The sequence below is a fragment of the Streptomyces ficellus genome (genome assembly GCF_009739905.1).
Classification (GTDB): domain Bacteria; phylum Actinomycetota; class Actinomycetes; order Streptomycetales; family Streptomycetaceae; genus Streptomyces; species Streptomyces ficellus_A.
This window is the reverse complement of sequence record NZ_CP034279.1, coordinates 5,954,902-5,978,395: the sequence shown is the minus strand read 5'-3', so window position 1 is coordinate 5,978,395 and position 23,494 is coordinate 5,954,902. Positions and strand designations below refer to the sequence as shown.

The following is a 23,494-nucleotide window of genomic DNA, read 5'->3' as shown; positions in this document are numbered from 1 at the left end:
GCGCGGTGTCAGTGGCGGGCCGTAGGGTTCTGAACCATGACCACGAGCCCGTCCAGCTCCCCGAGCCCGTCGCCCGCCGCCGCCGGGCCGTCCGCCGGTGCGCCAGCCCCCGCCGGTCCGGTGGACCTCGCAGGTCCCGGCCCCGGCGGTGCCTCGGGCGCCACGGGTTCCGCCGAGGGCGCCCCGGGTGCCGCGGACGGTGTGCCGGGCGCCGTGCTGGGGCCGCGGCCGCCCGCTTCGCTCTCGCCGTCGCGGGCCAGCGACTTCATGCAGTGCCCGTTGTTGTACCGCTTCCGGGTGATCGACAAGCTGCCGGAGAAGCCGAGCGCGGCGGCGACGCGGGGCACGCTGGTGCACGCCGTGCTGGAGCGGCTCTTCGACGATCCGGCGGTGGACCGGACGGTGCCGCGGGCCAGGGCGATGGTGCCGGGGCAGTGGACGCGGCTGCTGGAGTCGCGGCCGGAGCTCGCGGAGCTGTTCGCGGGGGACGCGGACGGGGAGCTGCTGGCGCGCTGGCTGGCGGAGGCGGAGCAGCTGGTCGAGCGGTGGTTCACGCTGGAGGACCCGACGCGGCTGGAGCCCGCGGAGCGGGAGCTGTTCGTGGAGACCGAGCTGGACTCGGGGCTGCGACTGCGCGGGGTGATCGACCGGGTCGACGTCGCCCCCACGGGTGAGGTGCGGATCGTCGACTACAAGACGGGCAAGGCCCCGCGCCCGGAGTACAGCGAGGGCGCGCTGTTCCAGATGAAGTTCTACGCCCTGGTGGTCTGGCGGCTGAAGGGCGTGGTGCCGCGCCGGCTCCAGCTGGTGTACCTGGGCAGCGGCGACGTGCTGACGTACGACCCGGTGGAGGCGGACCTGCTGCGGGTGGAGCGCAAGCTCCAGGCCCTGTGGGACGCGATCGCGCACGCCACCGAGACGGGTGACTGGCGGCCGCGTCCGACCAAGCTGTGCGGATGGTGCGACCACCAGTCGGTGTGCCCCGAGTTCGGCGGCACTCCCCCGGTCTATCCGCTGCCGGTCGTCCCGGCGCAGCGCCCGGACACGGCCTAGACCCGGCGGTGCACCGGAGGGGCGCGGCGTAATGGGCCCGGCGGGCCGGATCTCGCCCGGGTCGCGGAGCGGAGGGTTCCGGACCGACACGGGATCCGCCGCCGGGACCGCCGGGATCGGGGCGGGGCCGTCAGGGCAGAATGGGCCCGGTCAGCTCAGCCTTGGAGGAGTACCTGTGGCCATCCGCGTCCTACTGGTCGACGACCAGCCGCTTCTGCGCACCGGCTTCCGGATGATCCTGGAGGCGGAGCAGGATCTCGCGGTCGTCGGGGAGGCCGGGGACGGCCTCCAGGCCCTCGACCAGGTGCGGGCCCTTCAGCCCGACGTGGTGCTGATGGACATCCGGATGCCCCGCATGGACGGGGTGGAGGCGACCCGGCAGATCACCGGACCCGGCCGGGACGGCCCGGCGAAGGTGCTGGTCCTGACGACGTTCGACCTGGACGAGTACGTGGTGGAGGCGCTGCGCGCCGGGGCCAGCGGCTTCCTGCTGAAGGACGCGCCGGCCAACGAGCTGGTGCAGGCGATCCGGGTGGTCGCGGCGGGCGAGGCGATGCTCGCGCCGAGCATCACGCGCCGGCTGCTCGACAAGTACGCGGACCACCTGCCCTCCGGCGAGGAGCCCGTCCCGGACGCGCTGAACACGCTGACCGATCGCGAGGTCGAGGTGCTGAAGCTGGTGGCGCGCGGACTGTCGAACGCGGAGATCGCCGCCGACCTGTTCGTCAGCGAGACGACGGTGAAGACCCATGTGGGCCATGTGCTGACCAAGCTGGGCCTGCGCGACCGCGTGCAGGCCGCGGTGTACGCGTACGAAAGCGGCCTGGTGCGCCCCGGCGCCCAGTGACCCGAACCACGAGGAAGCGGGGTGTCCGACCGGCGTCGGGCACCCCGCTTCTCGTTCGGGCCGGTGTCAGCTCTGGCTCTTCTTGATCTCCCAGAAGCGGAAGACGGTGGACGCGTCCAGCGTCCACTCCAGACCGGTGACGCCGTCACGGGCGACCGCGTACTGCTTGCCCTGCCACAGCGGCAGGATCGGGAGCTCCTTGGCCACCAGGTCCTGCAGCGTGCCGAAGTCGTCCTCGGTGGCGGCCCGGTCGGCCGTCGCGGCGGTGCGCGGGACGAGCGTGCCGGTGATCTTGCTGTTGTCGTAGTGGTTGTTCAGGACGTTGCCCGGGCCGAAGAACGGCTGGGTGAAGTTGTCCGGGTCCGGGTAGTCGGGGACCCAGCCCTTGACGTACACGCCGTACTTGCCGGCCTTGATGTCCTTCTCGTACTGCTCGAACTCGACGGACTTGACGGTGGCGTCGAACAGCTTGCTGTCGTTGAGCTGCTTGGCGATCAGCTTGAGCTCGTCGTCGGTGGACGGGCCGTAACGGGTGGGCGTCGACCAGAGGGTGAGCTTGACCTTGCCGTCGACACCGGCGGAGCGCAGCGCCTGCTCGGCCTTCTCGCGCTGCGGCCGGTCGCCGTACTCGTTGACGTAGGCGGTGTTGTGGCCCACGATCCCCGCCGGGATGATCGAGTACAGCGGGGTGGCGGTCGACCGGTAGATGTTGTTGACGATGGCGTCGCGGTCGACGAGGTGCGCGATGGCCTTGCGCACGCCGAGCTTGCCGACGATCGGGTCGTTGACGTTGAACACCAGGTGCTGGACCTCGGCGCTGGAGCCCTCGATGACCTTGATCTCGCGCTCGGACGTGGTGTCGGCGGCCTGGATGGCGGCGATGTCGCCGGCGGCGAGGCCACGGTAGGCGACGTCGATCTCGCCCTTCTGCATGGCCGTGCCCAGCGCCTTGCGGTCACCGTGGAAGAACTTCAGCGTGACGCCGCCGTTCTGCACCTTGACCGTGCCCTTGTAGTCCGGGTTCGGCGAGAAGACGGCCTGCCCGTCCTGGAACGAGTCGAGCTTGTACGGGCCGGAGCCGACGGCCTTGCCGTCGCTGCGCAGCTCGCCGTCCTCGTACTCCCGGTGGTCGACGATGGAGCCGGCGCCCGAGGCGATCTTGCTCGGGAAGGTGGCGTCGGGGACCTTCAGCCGGAAGACGACGGTCTTCTCGTCCGGCGTGTCGATCTTTTCGATCGTGCTGAGCAGCGGTGCGGGACCGTTGGGGTCGTTGATCTTCAGCGCCCGCTCGAAGGAGAACTTGACGTCCTCGCTGGTGAGGGGGTTGCCGTTGCTGAACTTCAGCCCGTCGCGCAGCGTGCAGCGGTACACCTTGCTGCCGCCCTGGTCGAAGCCGCACTTGTCGGCGGCCTCCGGCTGGGGCACGGAGGTGCCCTTGGGGAAGCCGAGCAGGGACTGGAAGACGTTGTTGAACAGCAGCCAGGAGCCCGGGTCGTAACCGGCGGCGGGGTCCGTCGCCAGGATGTCGTCGGACATGCCGACGGTCACCGAACCGCCGGCGTCACCGGCGTCGCCGCCCTTCTCCTCGCCGCAGCCGCTCAGCAGGGCGGCCGCGAGCCCGGCCGCCAGCGGGGCCGTCAGCCACTTGTTGTGTGCCTTCACAGGAACCTTGCCTCTGGATCTCATCGCCGGCCGAGCCCGTGTGCCCGGCCGGGTACAGCACGGTCAGGCGATACCTCGGGCGAGCTCCCAGAGCTGCAGATCCGAGGAGGTGTTGAGCGCCCATTCGACACCGGTCAGGTCGTCGCGGGCGGCGACGTACTGCTTGCCCTGCCACAGCGGCAGGACCGGGACGTCGGTGGCGACGATGTCCTGGATCTGCTCGAAGGCGGAGGCGGCGGCGTTGCGGTCTGCCGCGCGGCGCGACTCGGGGAGGAGCCGGCTGCGCGTGGCGCTGTTGACGTAGGGGGTGTTGAGGAAGTTGTCCGCGTCGAGGAACGGCGCGACGTAGTTGTCCGGGTCCGGGAAGTCGGGGAACCAGCCGAGGCCGTACACGGCGTACTCGCCGCGCTTCTGGGCGGGGCGGAACTCCGACCACTTGGTGCCCTCGATGGTGACGTCGAAGAGCTTGGTGGCGTTGAGCTGGTCGCGCAGGGCCGCGAACTCCTTGGCGGTGCCCGCGCCGTAGTGGTCGCTGGTGTAGTGCAGGGTCAGCTTCACCGGAGCGGTGATGCCGGCGCCGCGGAGGATGCTTGCGGCCTTCTTGCTGTCCGGCTCGCCGTACTTGTTGAGGAACGAGTTGGTGTGCGCGGCGATGCTCGAGGGGATCAGCGAGTACAGCGGGGTGGCGGTCGTTCCGTACACCGTGCCGGCGAGGCGGCCGCGGTCGACGACGGCGGCCATCGCCTGGCGGACGGCCTTGTCCTTGACGGACGGCGCCTCGGTGTTGAAGCCGAGGTAGCGGATCTCCAGGCCGGGAACCTCGGTGATCTTGATGCCCGGCTTGGGGTTCTCGGTGAGGTCCTCGATCTGCTCGGGCGACATCGTGCGGGTCATCATGTCGATGTCCCCGGACTCCAGGGCCTTGCCCATGGCGCCGGCGTCGTCAAAGGACCGCAGCTCGACCTTCTCGTTGCGCGGCTTGATGTCGCCCTTGTAGCGCTCGTTGCGGGTGAAGACGACGCCGGTGACCCGGTCGCCGCTGACCTCCGCCTTCATGGTGTACGGCCCGGAGCCGTCGACCTCGAAGCCGTCGCGGAGCTTCTTCGCGTCGTACTTCTCGCTGCTGAGGATGCCGGCGACCGGGGTGGAGAGCTTGTACGGGAAGGTGGCGTCCGGGCTCTTCAGGTGGAAGACGACCTCGTCGTCACCCTTGGTCTCGATGGTGTCGATGTTCGACAGGAGGCCGGCCGCGCCGTTGTCCGACTTGATCGTGAGGGCGCGCTCCAGGGAGAACTTCACGTCCTTGGGGGTGATGGGCGAGCCGTCGGCGAAGGTCAGGCCGTCGCGGAGGGTGCAGCGGTAGCGCTCGCTCGCCCGGTCGGTGAAGCCGCACTGGGAGGCCGCCTCGGGCACCGGGGAGCCGCCGCCGCGCGGGACGTGCATCAGGGTCTGGACGGTCTGGCGCAGGACGTTCCACACGCCGGTGTCGTACGCGTAGGCCGGGTCGAAGGGCGCGGAGGCGTCCTTGGTGGCGGCGAACTGGTCCGTGGTACCCACGACGATGGCGTCGCCGCCGGAGCCGCCGCCCGAGCCGCCACAGGCGACGAGTACGGGGGCGAGCAGGCCGAGCACGGCCGGCAGCACCAAAGTCTTGCGGTTCATTCTGGACGTTCTCCTCATCCGGCACTGGGTACAGCGGCGTACGGACACTCCGCCGCGTCCGCCCGGTCGGGGCGGAGCGATCGGGCCGGGATACAGAGCGATCGGTCCTGTGTTCCGCAGGCCTGGTGGGCCGGTACGGGACACGCGGAAACTGCGGCGAAGTTCTCGGCAAGAGATTAGTCGGCAACGCCACACGCGCAGGAACGGGGCCGAGTTGGGGCCGCGTCGGTCTGTGATCAGTAATGCGTGCCGGTCGATCCCTATGCGCCGGAATGATTCGTACACCGGCCAATGAATCAGGACACATGGACAAGGCCGAAGTGTTGCGTTCCGGGCAAGCGGCTCTTTCCGTCCATGCGGTCCACGCCACGCACAGTGACCAAGCTCACGCCGGAAGGCCCGCGCGCCGGTAACGGAAAATGCATGATTCGGTGCCCTGAGTTTGCGGCGGTATTCAGCCGCCGCACGCTCGGTGCGCGGGCCGTGCTTTCCCGTGATGGGGGTCGTGCGGGGCGTTCAGTTCATTCGCGCGATCAATGTCCGCAGAAAGCGCAGATCGACTTCCTCCAGCGATCCGACGACGACCCGGCCGTCGGCGGGCGCGATGGGCGCCACGGACGGTACGGCCACCACCCGGCAGCCCGCCGCCTCGGCGGCCGCCACACCGGTCGCGGTGTCCTCGATGACCGCGCATCTGCCGGGGTCGGCGCCCACGCCCCGGGCGGCCAGGAGGTACGGGTCGGGGTGCGGCTTCGTACGGGACACCTCATCGCCGGCCACCGTGAGCGTGAAACGGTCACGGCCCAGGGAGTGCAGGACGCGGTCGATGATGCGGCGGTGCGAGGCGGAGACCAGTGCGGTGGGCACGTCGTGCGCGGCGAGCTCGGCGAGCAGCCGTTCGGCGCCGGGCATCAGGGGGACGCCACGGCTGATGCGCCGCTCGAAGCGGTCGTTGAGCAGGACGGTCAGCTCGGGGAGGGTGATGTCGGCGCCGGTGGCCTCGATGAGATAGCCCGCGCTGCGGGTCATCGGCCCGCCGACGACGATGTCGCGCCAGGACTCGTCGAGCGCGTGGCCCAGCTCGGCGAAGACCTCGACCTCCGCGTCCCACCAGAAGCCCTCGGTGTCGACGAGCGTGCCGTCCATGTCGAGGAAGACCGCTTGCAGGGCGGAACCCTCGGCCGCGCGGGTCAAGGACGCGGGGACCGTACTGGTCATCCGGCACACCTCCATGGAGGGACGAGAAGGCCGATCGCTCTCCCCGGTGGGAAGTCCCGGCGGGGTGGACCGCGGAAATCACGCGGTGATCCCGCCGTCGACCCGCTGGGAGAGCGACCGGCCTGCACTGGACCGACCAGTGTACGTCGCGTCCGCGCTCAGCGCGCGTTGAAGTACTTCGCCTCCGGGTGGTGGATGACGATGGCGTCGGTGGACTGCTCGGGGTGGAGCTGGAACTCCTCGGAGAGGTGGACGCCGATCCGCTCCGGCTGGAGCAGGTCGGCGATCTTGGCCCGGTCCTCCAGGTCGGGGCAGGCACCGTAGCCGAGCGAGAACCGGGCGCCGCGGTACTTCAGCGCGAACATGTCCTCCACGTCGGCCGGGTCCTCGCCGGCGAAGCCGAGTTCGGCGCGCACGCGCGCGTGCCAGTACTCGGCGAGGGCCTCGGCCAGCTGGACGGACAGGCCGTGCAGTTCGAGGTAGTCGCGGTAGGAGTCGGCGGCGAACAGCTCCGCGGTGGCCTCGCCGATGCGCGAGCCGACGGTGACGACCTGGAGGCCGACGACATCGGTCTCGCCGGACTCCTCGGGGCGGAAGAAGTCCGCCAGGCAGAGGCGGCGGCCACGGCGCTGGCGGGGGAAGGTGAAGCGGGTGCGCTCGTTGCCGCTCTCGTCGAGGAGGATCAGGTCGTCGCCCTTGGAGACGCACGGGAAGTACCCGTACACGACCGCCGCTTCCAGCATGTTCTGGGTGTGCAGCTGCTCCAGCCAGCCGCGCAGCCGCGGCCGGCCCTCGGTCTCGACGAGCTCCTCGTACGTCGGGCCGTCGCCGGCGCGGGCCTGCTTCAGGCCCCACTGGCCCTTGAACAGGGCGCCCTCGTCCAGCCAGGACGCGTACTCCTTGAGCTGGATGCCCTTGACGACCCGGGTGCCCCAGAACGGCGGCTCGGGTACCGGGTTGTCGGTCGCCACGTCGGAACGGACGCCGCTCTCGGGGGCCTGCTCCTCCACCACCGCGCCGGCGGCGGGGCGTACGCGCCTCTGCTTGAGCTCGGGCAGGGTGGCGCCGGGGACGCCGCGCTTGACCGCGATGAGCGCGTCCATCAGGCGCAGGCCCTCGAACGCGTCCCGGGCGTAGCGGACTTCACCCTGGTAGATCTCGTGCAGGTCCTGCTCGACATACGCCCGGGTGAGCGCGGCGCCGCCCAGGATGACCGGGTATTCGGCGGCGAGGCCCCGCTGGTTGAGCTCTTCGAGGTTCTCCTTCATGATCACGGTGGACTTGACCAGGAGGCCGGACATGCCGATGACGTCGGCCTTGTGTTCGTCCGCGGCATCCAGAATGGCCGAAACCGGCTGCTTGATACCGAGGTTGACCACGTTGTAGCCATTGTTGGACAGGATGATGTCGACGAGATTCTTGCCGATGTCATGGACGTCACCACGGACCGTGGCCAGCACGATGGTGCCCTTGCCGTCGTCGTCCGTCTTCTCCATGTGCGGCTCCAGATGCGCCACCGCCGTCTTCATCACCTCGGCCGACTGCAGCACGAACGGCAACTGCATCTGACCCGAGCCGAACAACTCACCAACGACCTTCATCCCCTCCAACAGGGTGTCGTTGACGATGTCCAACGCCGGCCGGCCCTGAAGCGCCTCATCGAGGTCCGCCTCCAGACCGTTCTTCTCCCCGTCGATGATCCGCCGCTGAAGCCGCTCCTCCAACGGCAAAGCCGCCAGCTCCTCCGCCTTGCCCGCCTTCAGCGACTTGGTGTTGACCCCCTCGAACAACTCCATCAGCTTCTGCAGCGGGTCATAACCCTCCGCGCGCCGGTCATAGATCAGGTCCAGCGCGGTGGTGACCTGCTCCTCGTCGAACCGGGCGATCGGGAGGATCTTGCTGGCATGCACGATCGCCGAATCCAGACCCGCCTTCACACACTCGTCCAGGAACACCGAGTTCAGGAGAATCCGCGCCGCCGGGTTCAGACCGAAGCTGATGTTGGACAGGCCCAGCGTGGTCTGCACCTCGGGATGACGCCGCTTCAGCTCCCGGATCGCCTCGATCGTGGCGATCCCGTCCTTGCGCGACTCCTCCTGACCCGTGCAGATCGTGAACGTGAGCGTGTCGATGAGGATGTCCGACTCGTGAATGCCCCAGTTCCCGGTCAGGTCGGCGATCAGCCGTTCGGCGATCGCGACCTTCGTCTCCACCGTCCGCGCCTGACCCTCCTCATCAATCGTCAGCGCGATCAGCGCGGCACCGTGCTCCCGGGCCAGCGCCGTCACCTTCGCGAACCGTGACTCCGGCCCGTCGCCGTCCTCGTAGTTCACGGAGTTGATCACCGCTCGGCCACCGAGCTTCTCCAGCCCCGCCCGGATCACCTCCACCTCGGTGGAGTCCAGCACGATCGGCAGCGTGGAGGCGGTCGCGAACCGCCCCGCCAGCTCCTCCATGTCCGCCACACCGTCCCGGCCGACATAATCCACACACAGATCCAGCATGTGGGCACCCTCGCGGATCTGGTCCCTGGCCATCTCCACACAGTCGTCCCAGCGACCCTCCAGCATCGCCTCACGGAACTTCTTCGAACCATTCGCGTTCGTCCGCTCACCGATCGCCATATACGCGGTGTCCTGCCGGAACGGCACCGTCTGATACAACGACGCCGCCCCCGGCTCCGGACGCGGATCACGAGGTGCCGGAACCAGCCCCCGCACCCGCTCCGCCACCTGCCGCAAATGCTCCGGCGTCGTACCGCAGCACCCACCCACCAGCGACAACCCGTACTCACGGACGAAGTTCTCCTGCGCGTCCGCCAGCTCGCCGGCCGACAGCGGATAATGCGCCCCGTTCTTGCCCAGCACCGGCAGACCCGCGTTCGGCATGCACGACAGCGGGACGCGGGAGTGCCGCGCCAAGTAGCGCAGGTGCTCGCTCATCTCCGCCGGACCCGTGGCACAGTTCAGCCCGATCATGTCGATGCCCAACGGCTCCAACGCCGTCAGCGCCGCCCCGATCTCCGAACCCAGCAACATCGTCCCCGTCGTCTCCACCGTGACGGAGCAGATGAGGGGCAGCTGGAGGCCGGCGACGTCCATGGCCCGGTGGGCACCGAGGATGGCGGCCTTGGTCTGGAGGAGGTCCTGGGTGGTCTCGACGAGCAGCGCGTCGGCGCCGCCGGCGATGAGGCCCTCGGCGTTCTGCTGGTAGGCGTCGCGGATCGTCACGTAGGAGACGTGGCCGAGGGTGGGCAGCTTGGTGCCGGGCCCCATGGAACCGAGCACCCAGCGCTGCCGGCCGTCCCCGGCGGTGAACCGGTCGGCGGTCTCACGGGCGATCCGCGCCCCCGCCTCCGACAGCTCCACGATGCGGTCGGCGATGTCGTACTCACCGAGGGCGGCGTGGTTCGCGTTGAACGTGTTGGTCCCGACGCAGTCGACGCCGGCGGAGAAGTACTCCTCGTGGACCGTACGGACAATGTCGGGGCGGGAGACGTTGAGGATCTCGTTGCAGCCCTCGAGCCCCTCGAAGTCCTCCAGGGTGGGGTCCTGCGCCTGGAGCATCGTGCCCATGGCTCCGTCGGAGACGACCACGCGGGAGGCGAGCGCCTCGCGGAGGGCGGCGGCTCGGGTCCTGCTGTCAGCGGAAGGGGTCGGCAACGAGGCCATGGATGTGCTCCCTGGAGTGCGACGGCTGTCGGCTTTGCGTCTTCGGGGGAAGGCGCACCGGGCCAGAGTAACCGTGTACCCGCCGGGGCGGACATCTTGTCCCAGGTGGTGGACGGCATGCTGGGGCGGCGTCGTCCGTCCGCTGGGTGCCCGGGGAGGCCCCCGGGATGTGGCTCAGGGTCGGCAACGACCGATAGTGTTCAGCATTGTCGAACTGTGGGAGAAAGGCCGGGCGATGCCGAAGAACATCCAGTCGCTGGAGCGGGCGGCGGCGATGCTGCGACTGCTCGCCGGCGGCGAGCGCCGTCTCGGACTGTCGGACATCGCGTCGTCGCTCGACCTCGCGAAGGGCACCGCGCACGGCATCCTGCGCACCCTGCAGGCCGAGGGTTTCGTCGAGCAGGACCCGGCCTCGGGCCGCTACCAGCTGGGCGCCGAGCTGCTGCGGCTCGGCAACAGCTACCTCGACGTGCACGAGCTGCGGGCGCGGGCGCTGGTGTGGACGGACGACCTGGCGCGCTCCAGCGGCGAGAGCGTCCACCTCGGGGTCCTGCACCAGCACGGCGTGCTGGTGGTGCACCACGTCTTCCGGCCCGACGACAGTCGCCAGGTGCTGGAGGTCGGCGCCATGCAGCCGCTGCACTCCACGGCCCTGGGCAAGGTGCTGTCGGCGTACGACCCGGTGGCGCACACCGAGGCGCTGGAGGTGGAGCGGGAGGCCTTCACCCCGCGCACCGTGACCGGCCTGGAGGACTTCGAGGGCGTCCTGGACCTGACCAGGGCGCGCGGCTGGGCCGCCGACGTGGAGGAGACCTGGGACGGGGTGGCCTCGGTGGCCGCGCCCATCCACGACCGGCGCCGGATGCCGGTCGGCGCGGTGGCCATCACGGGCGCCGTGGAGCGAGTCTGCGACGACGGCGAGCTGCGCCAGGAGCTGGTCGCGGCGGTGCGGGACTGCGCCCGCGCGGTGTCCCGGGATCTGGGCGCCGGGCGCTTCTGACACGTCGGGCGCATCATCGGTAACGAACGCATTTCAGCCAACAGAACTCTTGACGCCACGTTTACCCGAGGGCAAAACTGCCGTTCATCGGTCGGCATTGTCGAACACCTACCGGCAATACGCGCTAGAGTGTGACAACGCCAGGAGGCCGGTTAACGCCCTCACCTGAGGGCGCGGACCACCGGAGGGACCCGGGGTTCGCCTTCCCCTGGACGAAGGACAAAGGAGTCGCGGGTGTCCAGCTCCGACATCTTCATCGGCGAGATCATTGGTACCGCCGTACTCATCCTGCTCGGCGGTGGCGTGGTCGCCGCCGTCGTACTCAAGCGCTCGAAGGCGCAGAACGCCGGCTGGCTGGCCATCACCTTCGGGTGGGGCTTCGCGGTCCTGACCGCCGTCTACATGACGGGTTCCCTGTCCGGCGCCCACCTGAACCCCGCCGTGACGCTCGGCATCGCGATCAAGGACGGTGAGTGGGGCAACGTCCCCGTCTACTTCGCGGGCCAGCTCCTCGGCGCCATGATCGGCGCGGCGCTGGTCTGGGTCGCGTACTACGGACAGTTCCACGCGCACCTGACCGACCGCGAGATCGTGGGCGACCCGGCCGACAAGGCCATCGAGGGCCCCCACGACACCAAGAACACGGCCGGCCCCGTCCTCGGCGTCTTCTCCACCGGCCCCGAGATCCGCAACGTCTGGCAGAACCTCGCCACCGAGATACTCGGCACCCTGGTGCTCGTCCTCGCGGTCCTCACCCAGGGCCTGAACGACAGCGGCAAGGGCCTGGGCGTGGTCGGTGGCCTGATGGTCGCGTTCGTCGTGGTCTCCGTCGGCCTCTCGCTCGGCGGCCCGACCGGCTACGCCATCAACCCGGCCCGTGACCTCGGACCGCGCATCGTGCACGCCCTGCTCCCGCTGCCGAACAAGGGCGGCTCCGACTGGGGCTACGCCTGGATCCCCGTCGTCGGTCCGCTCATCGGCGGAGCCCTCGCCGCGGGTATCTACAACATCGCGTTCGCCTGAGCCGTCCTTCTCACAGACCTACGGGAGCAACCGTGACCGACGCACACACCACCGGCCCGTTCATCGCGGCCATCGACCAGGGCACCACCTCCAGCCGCTGCATCGTCTTCGACCGCGACGGGCGCATCGTCTCCGTCGACCAGAAGGAGCACGAGCAGATCTTCCCCAAGCCGGGCTGGGTCGAGCACGACGCCGCCGAGATCTGGACCAACGTCCAGGAGGTCGTCGCCGGCGCCATCGAGAAGGCCGGCATCACCTCCGCCGACGTCAAGGCCATCGGCATCACCAACCAGCGCGAGACCACGCTGCTGTGGGACAAGAACACCGGCGAGCCCGTCCACAACGCCATCGTCTGGCAGGACACCCGCACCGACGCCCTGTGCCGCGAGCTCGGCCGCAACGTCGGCCAGGACCGCTTCCGCCGCGAGACGGGCCTGCCCCTCGCGTCGTACTTCGCCGGCCCCAAGATCCGCTGGATGCTCGACAACGTCGAGGGCCTGCGCGAGCGCGCCGAAGCCGGCGACATCCTCTTCGGCACCATGGACTCCTGGGTCATCTGGAACCTCACGGGCGGTATCGACGGCGGTCACCACGTCACCGACGTCACCAACGCCTCCCGGACCATGCTGATGAACCTCCACACCATGGAGTGGGACCAGAAGATCCTGGAGTCCATGGGCGTCCCGGCGGCTGTGCTGCCGGAGATCCGTTCTTCCGCCGAGGTCTACGGCCACGTCAAGGGCGGCGTCCTCGACGGCGTCCCGGTCGCCTCCGCGCTCGGCGACCAGCAGGCGGCCCTGTTCGGCCAGACCTGCTTCGCGGAGGGCGAGGCCAAGTCGACGTACGGCACCGGCACCTTCCTGCTGATGAACACCGGCGAGAAGATCATCAACTCGTACTCGGGCCTGATCACCACCGTCGGCTACAAGATCGGCGACGACGCCCCGGCGTACGCCCTCGAGGGCTCCATCGCCGTCACCGGCTCGCTGGTGCAGTGGATGCGCGACCAGATGGGCCTGATCAACTCCGCCGCCGAGATCGAGACGCTCGCGTCCTCGGTCGACGACAACGGCGGCGCCTACTTCGTACCGGCCTTCTCCGGCCTGTTCGCCCCGTACTGGCGCTCCGACGCCCGCGGTGTGATCGCCGGCCTCACCCGGTACGTCACCAAGGCGCACATCGCGCGCGCCGTGCTCGAGGCCACCGCCTGGCAGACCCGCGAGATCACCGACGCCATGACGAAGGACTCCGGCGTCGAACTGGCCGCGCTCAAGGTCGACGGCGGCATGACCTCCAACAACCTGCTGATGCAGACCCTCTCGGACTTCGTGGACGCCCCCGTGGTGCGCCCCATGGTCGCCGAGACGACCTGCCTCGGCGCCGCCTACGCCGCCGGCCTGGCCGTCGGCTTCTGGCCCGACACCGACGCGCTGCGCGCCAACTGGCGCAGGGCCGCCGAGTGGACCCCCCGCATGGACGCTGACCAGCGTGACAGCGAGTACAAGAACTGGCTCAAGGCCGTGCAGCGGACCATGGGCTGGATCGAGGACGAGGAGTAGAACGACATGACCACCCTGCAGAGCGTCCCCTCCCTCGGGACGCACCCGGCTGCCGGTTCCCTGCCGAGCCGTGCCGAGACGCGGGAGCAGCTCTCCAAGGCCACCTACGACCTCCTGGTGATCGGCGGCGGCATCCTGGGCATCTCCACGGCCTGGCACGCCGCGCAGTCCGGGCTGCGGGTGGCCCTGGTGGACGCCGGCGACTTCGCCGGCGCCACCTCCTCCGCCTCCTCCAAGCTCCTCCACGGCGGTCTGCGCTACCTGCAGACCGGCGCGGTGAAGCTGGTGGCGGAGAACCACTTCGAACGCCGCGCGGTCTCCCGCCAGGTCGCCCCGCACCTGGCGAACCCGCTCACCTTCTACCTGCCGGTCTACAAGGGCGGCCCGCACGGCGCCGCCAAGCTCGGCGCGGGCGTCTTCGCGTACTCGGCGCTCTCCGCCTTCGGCGACGGCGTCGGCCACCTCCTGAGCCCCGCCAAGGCCGCCCAGGACGTACCGGAGCTGCGCACCGACAACCTCAAGGCCGTGGCCGTGTACGGCGACGACCAGATGAACGACGCGCGCATGGCCCTGATGACCGTCCGCGCCGCCGTCGACGCGGGCGCCACCGTCCTCAACCACGCCGAGGTCACCGGCCTGCGCTTCACCCGGGGCCGGGTCACCGGCGCCGACCTCAGGGACCGCACCAGCGGTGACGAGTTCGGTGTCGACGCCCGCCTCGTCCTGAACGCGACCGGCCCCTGGGTCGACCACCTGCGCCGGATGGAGGACCCGAACGCGGCCCCCTCCATCCGCCTGTCCAAGGGGGCGCACCTCGTCCTCAAGCGCACCTCCCCCTGGAAGGCCGCGCTCGCCACCCCGATCGACAAGTACCGCATCACCTTCGCCCTCCCCTGGGAGGACATGCTGCTCCTCGGCACCACCGACGAGGAGTACGAGGGCGACCCCGGCGAGGTCGCCGTCAACGAGAAGGACATCACCCAGATCCTGGACGAGGCCGCGTTCTCCATCCGCGACCAGCAGCTGTCCCGCGACCTGATCACGTACTCCTTCGCGGGCCTGCGGGTCCTGCCGGGCGGCCCCGGCGACACCTCCAAGGCGAAGCGCGAGACGGTCGTCACCGAGGGCCGCGGCGGCATGCTGTCGGTGGCCGGCGGCAAGTGGACGACGTTCCGCCACATCGGCCGTACGGTGATGAACAAGCTGGCGTCCCTGCCCGGCGGGCCGCTCGGCGAGGACATGGAGCCGATCTCGGCGCTGCCGAAGAAGCTCCCGCTGCCCGGCATAGCCAACCCGAACGCGGTCGCCCACCGGCTGCTCGTCGACGGCGGTGCGCCCGGCCCGCGCATGGCCGCCGACACCGCCCGCCACCTGGCCACCCACTACGGCTCGCTCTCCTTCGAGATCGCGCGCCTGGCGAACGACGACCCGCGGCTGGCCGAGCGCGTCCACCCGGACGCGCCGGAGATCTGGGCGCAGGTCGCCTACGCCCGGGACCACGAGTGGGCCGAGACGGCGGACGACGTGCTGCGCCGCCGTACGACGCTGACGATCCGCGGCCTGGCCACGGACGACATCCGCGCCAGGGTCGAGGACATGCTCGGCGAGAAGGCCTGACGGCCGGCGCACGACGCGAGGGCGGCTCCCCGGGAGGGGGGCCGCCCTCGCCGTACGGGCGCGAACCGGCGAACCCCCGGACGAATCGGCTGACTTCCCGCCGTGTTCCCCCCGGTCGTCGTGGGTAGTGGCTCCCGGTCGGTACAGCGTGCGGGCCTGCACGGGGACTGCGGTCGGGGCCCCGGGAAGCCTTAAGGTTGGTCCGTACGCACGGAACTTCGGAAGGAGGCCTGGGTGATCGAGCTCGAGGGGGTTCCCGAGCTGATCGACCCGGTCATGGTGGCCGCGTTCGAGGGCTGGAACGACGCCGGCGACGCCGCCTCCACCGCGGTCGCGCACCTGGAACGGGAATGGAAGGGCGAGGTGTTCGCGGCGCTCGACGCCGAGGACTACTACGACTTCCAGGTCAACCGGCCCACGGTGTACCTGGACGGCGGGGTACGGAAGATCACCTGGCCGACCACCCGGCTCTCGGTGGTCCGGATCGGCGGCGAGAAGCCGCGCGACCTGGTGCTGGTCCGCGGCATCGAACCGTCGATGCGCTGGCGCTCGTTCTGCAACGAGCTGCTCGGCTTCGCCCACGAGCTGGGCGTGGAGATGGTGGTGATCCTGGGCGCGCTGCTCGGCGACACCCCGCACACCCGCCCGGTGCCGGTCAGCGGCGTCACGTCCGACCCGGACCTGGCGCGCACCATGGACCTGGAGGAGACCCGGTACGAGGGGCCGACGGGCATCGTCGGCATCCTCCAGGAGGCCTGCACGCACGCGGGCGTCCCCGCCGTGAGCCTGTGGGCGGCGGTGCCGCACTACGTGTCGCAGCCGCCGAACCCGAAGGCGACGCTGGCGCTGCTCAACCGGCTGGAGGACCTGATCGACCTGCGCATCCCGCTGGGTGAGCTGGCCGAGGACGCGCGGGCCTGGCAGGTCGGCGTGGACCAGCTGGCGTCGGAGGACAGCGAGGTGGCGGAGTACGTGCAGACGCTGGAGGAGGCGCGGGACACCGCGGAACTCCCCGAGGCGTCGGGCGAGGCCATCGCGCGCGAGTTCGAGCGGTACCTGCGGCGGCGGGACGGCGGCCCGGGGCACGCCACGGAACTCGGCGACAGCTCGTACCTGCGCGACACCTCCAGCGGCCGGACGCGCCCGCCGAAGCCGCCCAAGGCGGAGGACCCGGGCGCCGGTGGCGGGGACGACGCGGAGGGCGGCTCCCCGGACACGTCCGAGGACTGAGCAGCGACGCACGACGCACGACGGGGCGGGGCGGCACCTCCGGTGAGGTGCCGCCCCGCCCCGTCGTCCACGGGTGCCCGCAGTGGTGCGGGCCGGGCTACAGGGCGACGCCGAGCAGGGCGTCCACGGTCCGCGAGACGAGCCCCGGCGCGCCCTCGTCCGTACCGCCTTCGGCCGCCTGGCGGGCGGCCCAGCGGTCCACGGCCGCCAGGGCGGCCGGGGCGTCCAGGTCGTCGGCGAGGGCCTCACGGACCTCGTCGAGCAGCGTGTCGGCCGGCGGCCCGTCGGGGCGGGACACGGCGGCGCGCCACCGGTCGAGCCGCTCCACGGCGTCCTGGAGGACCTGGTCGGTCCACTCCCAGTCGGCGCGGTAGTGGTGCGACAGCAGGGCGAGGCGGATGGCGGCCGGGTCGACGCCCTGACGGCGCAGCGCCGACACGAAGACGAGGTTGCCCTTGGACTTGGACATCTTCTCGCCGTGCAGGGCCACCATGCCGGCGTGCACGTAGGCCTTGGCGAACGGGTGCTCGCCGGTCAGCGCCTGGGCGTGCGAGGCGCCCATCTCGTGGTGCGGGAAGACCAGGTCGGAGCCGCCGCCCTGGACGTCGAAGCCCATGCCGAGGTGGTCCAGGGCGATCGCCACGCACTCGATGTGCCAGCCGGGCCGGCCACGGCCGAGGCTCGCGCCGTCCCAGCTGGGCTCGCCCTCGCGGGCGGCCATCCACAGCATCGGGTCGAGGGGGTTCTTCTTGCCCGGGCGGTCCGGGTCGCCGCCGCGCTCGGCGGACAGCGCCCGCATGAACTCGGCGTCGTAGTGCGAGACCTCGCCGAAGTGCGGGTCCGCCTCGACGGAGAAGTAGACGTCGCCGTCGAGTTCGTACGCGGCGCCCGCGTCCCGGAGCCGCTCGACGAGCGGCACGATGCCGGGTATGGCCTCGACGGCGCCGATGTAGTGCTGGGGCGGCAGCATCCGCAGGGCGGTCATGTCCTCGCGGAACAGTGACGTCTCACGCTCGGCGAGGCTGTCCCAGTCGATGTTGTCGCGAATCGCCCGCTCCAGGAGCGGGTCGTCCACGTCGGTGACGTTCTGGACGTAGTGGACCTGCCGCTTGGTGTCGAGCCACACGCGCTGAACGAGGTCGAACGCGTTGTAGGTCGCCGCGTGACCGAGGTGGGTCGCGTCGTACGGCGTGATGCCGCAGACGTAGATACGGGCGACGGGGCCGGGGTCGAGGGTCACTCGTCCACCGGTCGCGGTGTCGTGGATCCGGAGGTCGCGGCCCTTGCCGGGCAGGGCGGGGACCTCAGAAGCGGGCCAGGCATGCATGTCACGAGCGTAACCGGATGCCTGTTCCGGATACGAACCGGATGCGGAAATGATGACCGGATAAGCCCTCTTGCGCGATCACCCGACCTGTGCGTCGGACACCGGCCCGCGCACGTGGGGGAACGGCGTCAGACCGGCGGCCAGGGGATGGCGGGCCACTGGCCCGACGGCTCGGGATGGCGGCCCGTGGTGCGCAGGGCGGCAACCCGGGAGCGCGCCGCCCCGACCTCCGCCGGGGTGATCAGCTCCGCGAGGCGGGCGGCGAGGGGCGCGTCGGGCGCCAGGGCGGCTTCCAGGCGGGCCAGGACGTCCAGGGCCTCCTCCGGGAGCGGCTCGCCCGCCCAGCCCCACAGGAGCGTGCGCAGCTTGTCGTCCTCGTTGAAGGTCACGCCGTGGTCGATGGCGTACAGCCGGCCGTCCGGGGCGGGCAGCAGGTGGCCGCCCTTGCGGTCCCCGTTGTTGATCACCGCGTCGAGCACGGCGAGCCGCCGCAGGCGTACGTCGTCGGCGTGCACCAGCAGGGCGGTACGGTCCTCGCCCACGTCCGCGAACCCCACCGCCTTCCAGCCCTCCCCCGGCTCCTCGTCCTCGACGAGCGCCAGGAGCGCGGCGGACGGGTCGCCCTCGATCCACAGCTGCACCATGCCCGGCCCGAACGGGCCGTCACGGAGCACGGTCGGCGGGACCAGGCCCCACCCGGTCGCCTCCGACACCTCGTACGCCGCGACCTCCCGCTGCGCCAGGTTCCCGTCGGGGAAGTCCCACAGGGGCCGCTCGCCCGCGACGGGCTTGTACACGCAGTCGGCCTCCCGGCCCTCGTACGCGACCGAACAGAACAGCACCGCGTTGGACGCCTCGCGAACCTGGCCGCGTACCGTCAGCTCACCCTTGGCGAGCAGGTCGAGCAGCTCCACCGCCGTCAGGCCCCCCGGCGGTATCCGTTCTGGCGCGGGCATACGTGTCCTTCCGGATCGAGCGGCAGGCTGCACAGCGGGCACGGCGGCCTGCCCGCGTTCACCACGTCCAGGGCACGCTTGGCGAACGCCCTCGCCTGCGCCCCGGTGAGCCGCACCCGCAGCATCGGCGGGCCGTTCTCCTCGTCCTGGAGCAGCCGCTCCTCGGCCTCGGCGAGGTCCTCCTCGGACTCCACGTCCAGCTCGACCAGCGCCTGCGCCTCGACGATCATGCGCTGTTCCTCGCCGTCCCAGGCCAGCGCCATCGTGCCGACCCGGAACTCCTCCTCCACCGGGGAGTCCAGCGGCGCGGTGTCGGAGACGTCGGACGGCGCCACGGCCGGCACCGGAGCATTGCCCCCGGTACGCCGCACCACCTCGTCGAGCAGTTCGTCGATCCGCTCCGCGAGCGCGGCCACCTGGGTCTTCTCCAGGGCGACACTGGTGACCCGGCCGCCGGCGGAGGCCTGGAGGAAGAACGTACGACGGCCAGGCAACCCGACCGTACCGGCCACGAACCGCTCCGGTGGGTCATAGAGGAACACCTGACGGGACACGTTCCCTCTCCCTTGCTTCAGTTCGGACGTCGCTGCGGCCCGTCCACCCTACTGTGCGATTCGATCACGGCGCCCCCGCGCCGCCGCCCACCTCGGCGGCCTCCCCGGCCGGTTCCACCCTCGGGATCAGCCCGGCGAAGTCGCCGGTGTCGCCCAGCCGCAGAAGAGAGGGCCGCAGACGGGTGTAACGGATCGCCGTCACGGAACAAGGATCCACATGGATCCGCTGGAACAGATCGAGATGCATGCCGAGCGCGTCGGCCACGAGCGACTTGATGATGTCGCCGTGCGAGCACATCACATAGACCGCGTCCTCCCCGCTGTCCGCCTCCACGCGCGCGTTCCAGTCGCGCACGGCGTCGACGGCACGGGCCTGCATGGCACGCATCGACTCGCCGCCGGGGAACGCGGCGTTCGACGGGTGGCGCTGGACGACGTCCATGAGGGGCTCGTCGGCGAGTTCGGCGAGCTTGCGCCCCGACCAGTCGCCGTAGTGGCACTCACCGATCCGCTCGTCGGTGTGCAGCGGCAGGTCGGGCCGGGCGTCCAGCAGGGGCTGGACGGTCTCCAGGCACCGCTGGAGGGGGCTGGAGACGACGGCCGCGACCGGCACCCCCGCCAGCCGGGCCGGCAGCGCGGCGGCCTGCGCCGAGCCGCGCTCGTCGAGGGCGACCCCGGGCGTCCAGCCCGCGAGCACGCCGGCGGTGTTGGCGGTGGAGCGTCCGTGCCGTACGAGGATCAACGTGGCCATGCCTGCCAGCCTAGGCGGCTTCATGGGTGCGGGGCGCCCTGGGCCGGGGGAGAATACGCGCCGTGATCGTGGACTGCGCCATCTACCGGGACGGGCACCGCAGCGAGGGCCCGTCCGACTTCTCCGACGCCCTCGACGCCGCGCGGGCCGCCGACTCGGGCGACGCGTTCCTGTGGATCGGGCTGCACGAGCCTACGGAGGAGGAGTTCGACCACGTCTCCGAGGAGTTCGGCCTGCACCCGCTGGCCGTGGAGGACGCCCTCAAGGCGCACCAGCGGCCCAAGCTGGAGGTGTACGACGACTCGCTGTTCATGGTGCTCAAGCCGGTGGTGTACGAACCCGAGAGCGACACCGTCACCACCGGCGAGCTGATGGTGTTCGTGGGCGACTCGTTCGTGGTGACCGTCCGGCACGGCGAGGGCGCGCCCCTGACGGCCGTGCGCAAGCGGCTGGAGTCGGAGCCGGAGGTGCTCCGGCACGGGCCGACGTCCGTGCTGTACGCGATCAGCGACGCGGTCGTGGACCACTACATCGAGGTGGCGGGCGAGCTCCAGGTGGACCTGGAGGAGATGGAGACGGAGGTCTTCCAGCCCACCGGCGGCGACAAGAACACCGCGGCGCGGATCTACACCTTCAAGCGGCAGGTGCTGGAGTTCCGCCGGGCCACCGGCCCGCTGGCCGCGCCGATGGCCCGGCTCGCGAGCCCGGGCGTGCCGTTCGTCAGCGACCACGCCCAGCCGTTCTTCCGGGACGTCAGCGACCATCTGACCCGTGCCACCGAACAGGTGGAGGGGCTCGACCGGCTGCTCTCGGACATCCTGTCGGCCCACCTCGCCCAGATGGGGGTGCGGCAGAACGACGACATGCGCAAGATCTCGGCGTGGGCGGCGATGGCGGCGGTGCCCACGATGGTCGCAGGCGTCTACGGCATGAACTTCGACCACATGCCGGAGCTCCACCAGGTGTGGGGCTATCCGCTCGTGATCGTGCTGATGGCCGTGGCGGTCGTCGGCCTGTACCGGCTGTTCAAGCGCCGCGGATGGCTGTAGGACGGCCGGGGGGCCGTCAGAAGGCCGGGGCGGGCTCCGCCGGACCGCCGAGCGCGTTGCGCCGCTCCGGCTCCGGCATCCTGAGGTCGACCATGCGCCGCCAGCCGCCGACCCTCTCGTACCCGTACATGGCCCGGATGCCCAGCGCCAGCGCCGCCCGCTTGGCGCCCGGCCACTTCAGGACGCGGCCCATGTGGTCCATGACCGCGAGGCTGACGTCGCGGTAGACGCCGATCTCGGCGAGCGCGCACTCGCGCAGCGTGCGCTGGATGGTGCGGCCGTGGCCGGCGTAGGCGAGGCCCAGCAACTCCTCATGGCAGTAGGCGAGGTGGTTGTCCTCGTCGTTGCAGATCATGCGGATGGCCTTGCCGACCTCGGGATGGTCGCCGAAGTACTTGACGAGCATGTCCATCTGGTCGGCCGCGCGCTGTTCGGTGACCCGGCTGTGGGAGAGGTAGACGAGGACGTCCTCCTCCGTCAGCCGCTGGTCACGGCGCAGCTTCTCGTGGGCCAGGCCGATGCCGCGCTGCTCCAGCAGCATCGTGTAGTCGGTCTCCGGCGGGACGGCCACCGGTTCGAGGCCGCGCTTCTTGAGCAGGGCGTTGAAGATGCGGCCGTGCTTGTCCTCGTCCGCGCCGTGCCGGGTGACCTTGGGGGCGAGGTCCCGCATGCTCTCGGGGAGGAGGGCCGCGATACGGGCGTTCTCCCAGCCGCCCTGAGCCTCCCCGCTGGCCGCGATGGAACAGAACAGCTGGTAGGAGGCGTCGTTCTCGACGATCTCCTGGAACAGGCTTCGGGCCGACAGCATGATTGCCACCTCCATACGCGCGTCTGTGCGCACATCCGCAAAGTCCGCAAAGTCCGCGACGCGAGTCAAATGCCGTGTGGAGGGCCTCGCAACAGCACGGCGGGGAAGTCCGCCCGAAGTCCGCCGGATGGCGGAGCAGCGGGGGCGCGGGGCGCGGCGGGGCGGCGCCCGCCGGCCTGGGAGGCGCCCGGGCAGTAACCCCGGAGGGGCTCGGGGCGTTGTGCAGCGTGACGGCCGTGGCGGGGATGACCCCGAGCCCCCACCACGGCCGCAGACTTCGGCCGGGCCGTCAGTCCACCAGGCCCGCCCGCTCCAGGGCCTCGGTGCCCGCCCGCAGCGCCGCGAGCCGCTCGTCCAGCGTGAAGCCGGCCGGGGCGAGGGTGAGGGTGGTGACGCCCGCCGCCGCGTAGGCCTGCATGCGGTCGGCGATCCGCTCGACGGAACCGAGCAGCGTGGTCTGGTCGATCAGCCGGTGCGGGACGGCGGCCGCGGCGCCCGCCTTGTCGCCCGAGAGGTACTTCTCCTGGATCTCGGCGGCTTCCTTCTCGTACCCCATGCGCTGGGCGAGCTGGTTGTAGAAGTTCTGCTTGCGGCTGCCCATGCCGCCGACGTACAGCGCGGTGTACGGGCGGAACATGTCGGCGAGGCCGTTGACGTCGTCGCCGAGGGCCAGCGGGACCGTCGGGCACACGTCGAAGCCGTCCATCGTCGCGCCGGCCTTCTCGCGGCCCGCGCGGATGTGCCGGATCGCGGTCTCCTCCAGGTGCTCGGCGGAGGGGAAGATCAGCAGGGCGCCGTCGGCGATCTCGCCGGTCTGCTCCAGGTTCTTCGGGCCGATCGCCGCGATGTACAGGGGGATGTGCTCGCGCTGCGGGTGGACGGTCAGCTTGATCGGCTTGCCGGGGCCGCCGGGCAGCGGGAGCGTCCAGTGCTCGCCCTCGTGGGTCAGCCGCTCACGGGCCATCGCCTTGCGGACGATCTCTACATACTCGCGGGTGCGGGAGAGCGGCTTGTCGAACTTCACGCCGTACCAGCCCTCCGACACCTGCGGGCCCGAGACGCCGAGGCCGAGCCGGAAACGGCCGCCGGAGAGCGAGTCGAGGGTCGCGGCCGTCATCGCGGTCATGGTGGGCTGCCGGGCCGGGATCTGCATGATCGCGGAGCCGAGGTCGATGTTCTCGGTCTGCGCGCCGACCCAGGCCAGGACGGTCGGGGCGTCGGAGCCGTACGCCTCCGCGGCCCAGCAGACGTCGTAGCCGAGGCGGTCCGCCTCCTGGGCGACGGCGAGGTTGTCGCCGTCCATGCCCGCGCCCCAATAGCCGAGGTTGATGCCGAGCCGCATAGCCGGGTCCCCTTACTCATCGACTCTTTTACTGACCAGTAACGATCTGCGTCCGGACTCTAGCGCGCGGGCCCCGCCGCCGTCAGGAGGGGAACGGGCCCGGCACCGGGACGAGGTTGTCCACAGGCTCTCTCCGCGTGGGCCTCTGGCCAGTAATCTCGCGGC

General features: G+C 70.8%; 18 protein-coding genes. 8 read left to right on the top strand and 10 right to left on the bottom strand.

Going from position 1 to position 23,494, the window contains the following annotated elements:
* Window positions 1-36 precede the first annotated feature (36 nt).
* The gene (locus EIZ62_RS26760; RefSeq protein ID WP_280117757.1) at window positions 37-1,053 is read left to right on the top strand and encodes a RecB family exonuclease; all 1,017 of its coding nucleotides are present in this window, start codon (window positions 37-39) and stop codon (window positions 1,051-1,053) included.
* Between the two features lie 175 nt (window positions 1,054-1,228).
* Window positions 1,229-1,900, top strand: a complete 672-nt coding sequence (locus EIZ62_RS26755; protein ID WP_156695241.1) for a response regulator — start codon at window positions 1,229-1,231, stop codon at window positions 1,898-1,900.
* A 66-nt stretch (window positions 1,901-1,966) separates the two neighbouring features.
* Here the strand turns inward: EIZ62_RS26755 and EIZ62_RS26750 are convergent, their stop codons facing one another.
* From EIZ62_RS26750 to metH, 4 genes are all read right to left on the bottom strand, one after another.
* On the bottom strand, window positions 1,967-3,562 hold the full coding sequence (locus EIZ62_RS26750) for an ABC transporter substrate-binding protein (protein WP_208828058.1): 1,596 nt from the start codon (window positions 3,560-3,562) through the stop codon (window positions 1,967-1,969).
* 63 nt (window positions 3,563-3,625) lie between these two features.
* Window positions 3,626-5,224, bottom strand: coding sequence for an ABC transporter substrate-binding protein (locus EIZ62_RS26745; RefSeq protein WP_156695239.1), 1,599 nt, complete (start codon window positions 5,222-5,224; stop codon window positions 3,626-3,628).
* A gap of 516 nt (window positions 5,225-5,740) precedes the next feature.
* Window positions 5,741-6,442, bottom strand: a complete 702-nt coding sequence (locus EIZ62_RS26740; protein WP_156695238.1) for an HAD family hydrolase — start codon at window positions 6,440-6,442, stop codon at window positions 5,741-5,743.
* Window positions 6,443-6,600: 158 nt separating this feature from the next.
* Window positions 6,601-10,113 carry a methionine synthase gene (gene metH, locus EIZ62_RS26735; protein WP_156695237.1) on the bottom strand — a complete coding sequence of 1,171 codons (3,513 nt, stop codon included), beginning with the start codon at window positions 10,111-10,113 and terminating at the stop codon, window positions 6,601-6,603.
* Between the two features lie 235 nt (window positions 10,114-10,348).
* On the opposite strand from metH, the gene EIZ62_RS26730 reads away from it, so the two are divergent.
* The 5 genes from EIZ62_RS26730 (at window position 10,349) to EIZ62_RS26710 (ending at window position 16,542) form a co-directional block, all read left to right on the top strand.
* Window positions 10,349-11,113 (top strand): IclR family transcriptional regulator, encoded by a 765-nt coding sequence (locus tag EIZ62_RS26730; RefSeq protein WP_156695236.1) that lies wholly within the window; start codon window positions 10,349-10,351, stop codon window positions 11,111-11,113.
* Between the two features lie 234 nt (window positions 11,114-11,347).
* On the top strand, window positions 11,348-12,136 hold the full coding sequence (locus EIZ62_RS26725) for an MIP/aquaporin family protein (protein WP_156695235.1): 789 nt from the start codon (window positions 11,348-11,350) through the stop codon (window positions 12,134-12,136).
* 32 nt (window positions 12,137-12,168) lie between these two features.
* Complete coding sequence (gene glpK / locus EIZ62_RS26720) at window positions 12,169-13,695, top strand: glycerol kinase GlpK (RefSeq protein WP_156695234.1); 1,527 nt, start codon at window positions 12,169-12,171, stop codon at window positions 13,693-13,695.
* Window positions 13,696-13,701: 6 nt separating this feature from the next.
* Window positions 13,702-15,312 (top strand): glycerol-3-phosphate dehydrogenase/oxidase, encoded by a 1,611-nt coding sequence (locus EIZ62_RS26715; RefSeq protein ID WP_156695233.1) that lies wholly within the window; start codon window positions 13,702-13,704, stop codon window positions 15,310-15,312.
* Between the two features lie 234 nt (window positions 15,313-15,546).
* Window positions 15,547-16,542, top strand: coding sequence for a PAC2 family protein (locus EIZ62_RS26710; protein WP_156695232.1), 996 nt, complete (start codon window positions 15,547-15,549; stop codon window positions 16,540-16,542).
* 97 nt (window positions 16,543-16,639) lie between these two features.
* On the opposite strand, the gene mshC is transcribed toward EIZ62_RS26710, so the two are convergent.
* The 4 genes from mshC to EIZ62_RS26690 all read right to left on the bottom strand — a co-directional run bounded on the left by mshC (window position 16,640) and on the right by EIZ62_RS26690 (window position 20,130).
* Entirely contained in the window at window positions 16,640-17,869 is a 1,230-nt protein-coding gene (mshC, locus tag EIZ62_RS26705; protein WP_156695231.1) for a cysteine--1-D-myo-inosityl 2-amino-2-deoxy-alpha-D-glucopyranoside ligase, read from the bottom strand.
* A gap of 128 nt (window positions 17,870-17,997) precedes the next feature.
* A complete protein-coding gene (locus tag EIZ62_RS26700; RefSeq protein WP_156695230.1) occupies window positions 17,998-18,825 on the bottom strand; it encodes an SCO1664 family protein in 828 nt (275 codons plus the stop codon).
* On the bottom strand, window positions 18,789-19,379 hold the full coding sequence (locus tag EIZ62_RS26695) for a DUF3090 domain-containing protein (protein WP_156695229.1): 591 nt from the start codon (window positions 19,377-19,379) through the stop codon (window positions 18,789-18,791). The genes EIZ62_RS26700 and EIZ62_RS26695 overlap by 37 nt, the downstream gene beginning before the upstream one ends.
* 64 nt (window positions 19,380-19,443) lie before the next feature.
* The gene (locus EIZ62_RS26690) at window positions 19,444-20,130 is read right to left on the bottom strand and encodes a histidine phosphatase family protein (RefSeq protein WP_156695228.1); all 687 of its coding nucleotides are present in this window, start codon (window positions 20,128-20,130) and stop codon (window positions 19,444-19,446) included.
* Window positions 20,131-20,183: 53 nt separating this feature from the next.
* Here EIZ62_RS26690 and corA point away from each other — a divergent pair, with 53 nt between their 5' ends.
* Window positions 20,184-21,179: a magnesium/cobalt transporter CorA gene (corA, locus tag EIZ62_RS26685; RefSeq protein ID WP_156696612.1), complete on the top strand. Its 996-nt coding sequence runs from the start codon at window positions 20,184-20,186 to the stop codon at window positions 21,177-21,179.
* Window positions 21,180-21,195: 16 nt separating this feature from the next.
* On the opposite strand, the gene EIZ62_RS26680 is transcribed toward corA, so the two are convergent.
* Both EIZ62_RS26680 and EIZ62_RS26675 read right to left on the bottom strand, forming a co-directional pair.
* Window positions 21,196-21,987, bottom strand: coding sequence for a ferritin-like domain-containing protein (locus EIZ62_RS26680; RefSeq protein WP_156695227.1), 792 nt, complete (start codon window positions 21,985-21,987; stop codon window positions 21,196-21,198).
* A 289-nt stretch (window positions 21,988-22,276) separates the two neighbouring features.
* Window positions 22,277-23,329 carry an LLM class F420-dependent oxidoreductase gene (locus EIZ62_RS26675; protein WP_156695226.1) on the bottom strand — a complete coding sequence of 351 codons (1,053 nt, stop codon included), beginning with the start codon at window positions 23,327-23,329 and terminating at the stop codon, window positions 22,277-22,279.
* Window positions 23,330-23,494 lie beyond the last annotated feature (165 nt).

Coding starts and splice junctions, on each gene's coding strand:
- EIZ62_RS26730 (WP_156695236.1), top strand. CDS start 10,349: ATGCCGAAGAACATCCAGTCGCTGGAGCGGGCGGCGGCGATGCTGCGA.
- EIZ62_RS26760 (WP_280117757.1), top strand. CDS start 37: ATGACCACGAGCCCGTCCAGCTCCCCGAGCCCGTCGCCCGCCGCCGCC.
- EIZ62_RS26715 (WP_156695233.1), top strand. CDS start 13,702: ATGACCACCCTGCAGAGCGTCCCCTCCCTCGGGACGCACCCGGCTGCC.
- EIZ62_RS26700 (WP_156695230.1), bottom strand. CDS start 18,825: ATGCCCGCGCCAGAACGGATACCGCCGGGGGGCCTGACGGCGGTGGAG.
- EIZ62_RS26680 (WP_156695227.1), bottom strand. CDS start 21,987: ATGCTGTCGGCCCGAAGCCTGTTCCAGGAGATCGTCGAGAACGACGCC.
- EIZ62_RS26745 (WP_156695239.1), bottom strand. CDS start 5,224: ATGAACCGCAAGACTTTGGTGCTGCCGGCCGTGCTCGGCCTGCTCGCC.
- mshC (WP_156695231.1), bottom strand. CDS start 17,869: ATGCATGCCTGGCCCGCTTCTGAGGTCCCCGCCCTGCCCGGCAAGGGC.
- EIZ62_RS26675 (WP_156695226.1), bottom strand. CDS start 23,329: ATGCGGCTCGGCATCAACCTCGGCTATTGGGGCGCGGGCATGGACGGC.
- metH (WP_156695237.1), bottom strand. CDS start 10,113: ATGGCCTCGTTGCCGACCCCTTCCGCTGACAGCAGGACCCGAGCCGCC.
- EIZ62_RS26690 (WP_156695228.1), bottom strand. CDS start 20,130: ATGGCCACGTTGATCCTCGTACGGCACGGACGCTCCACCGCCAACACC.
- EIZ62_RS26740 (WP_156695238.1), bottom strand. CDS start 6,442: ATGACCAGTACGGTCCCCGCGTCCTTGACCCGCGCGGCCGAGGGTTCC.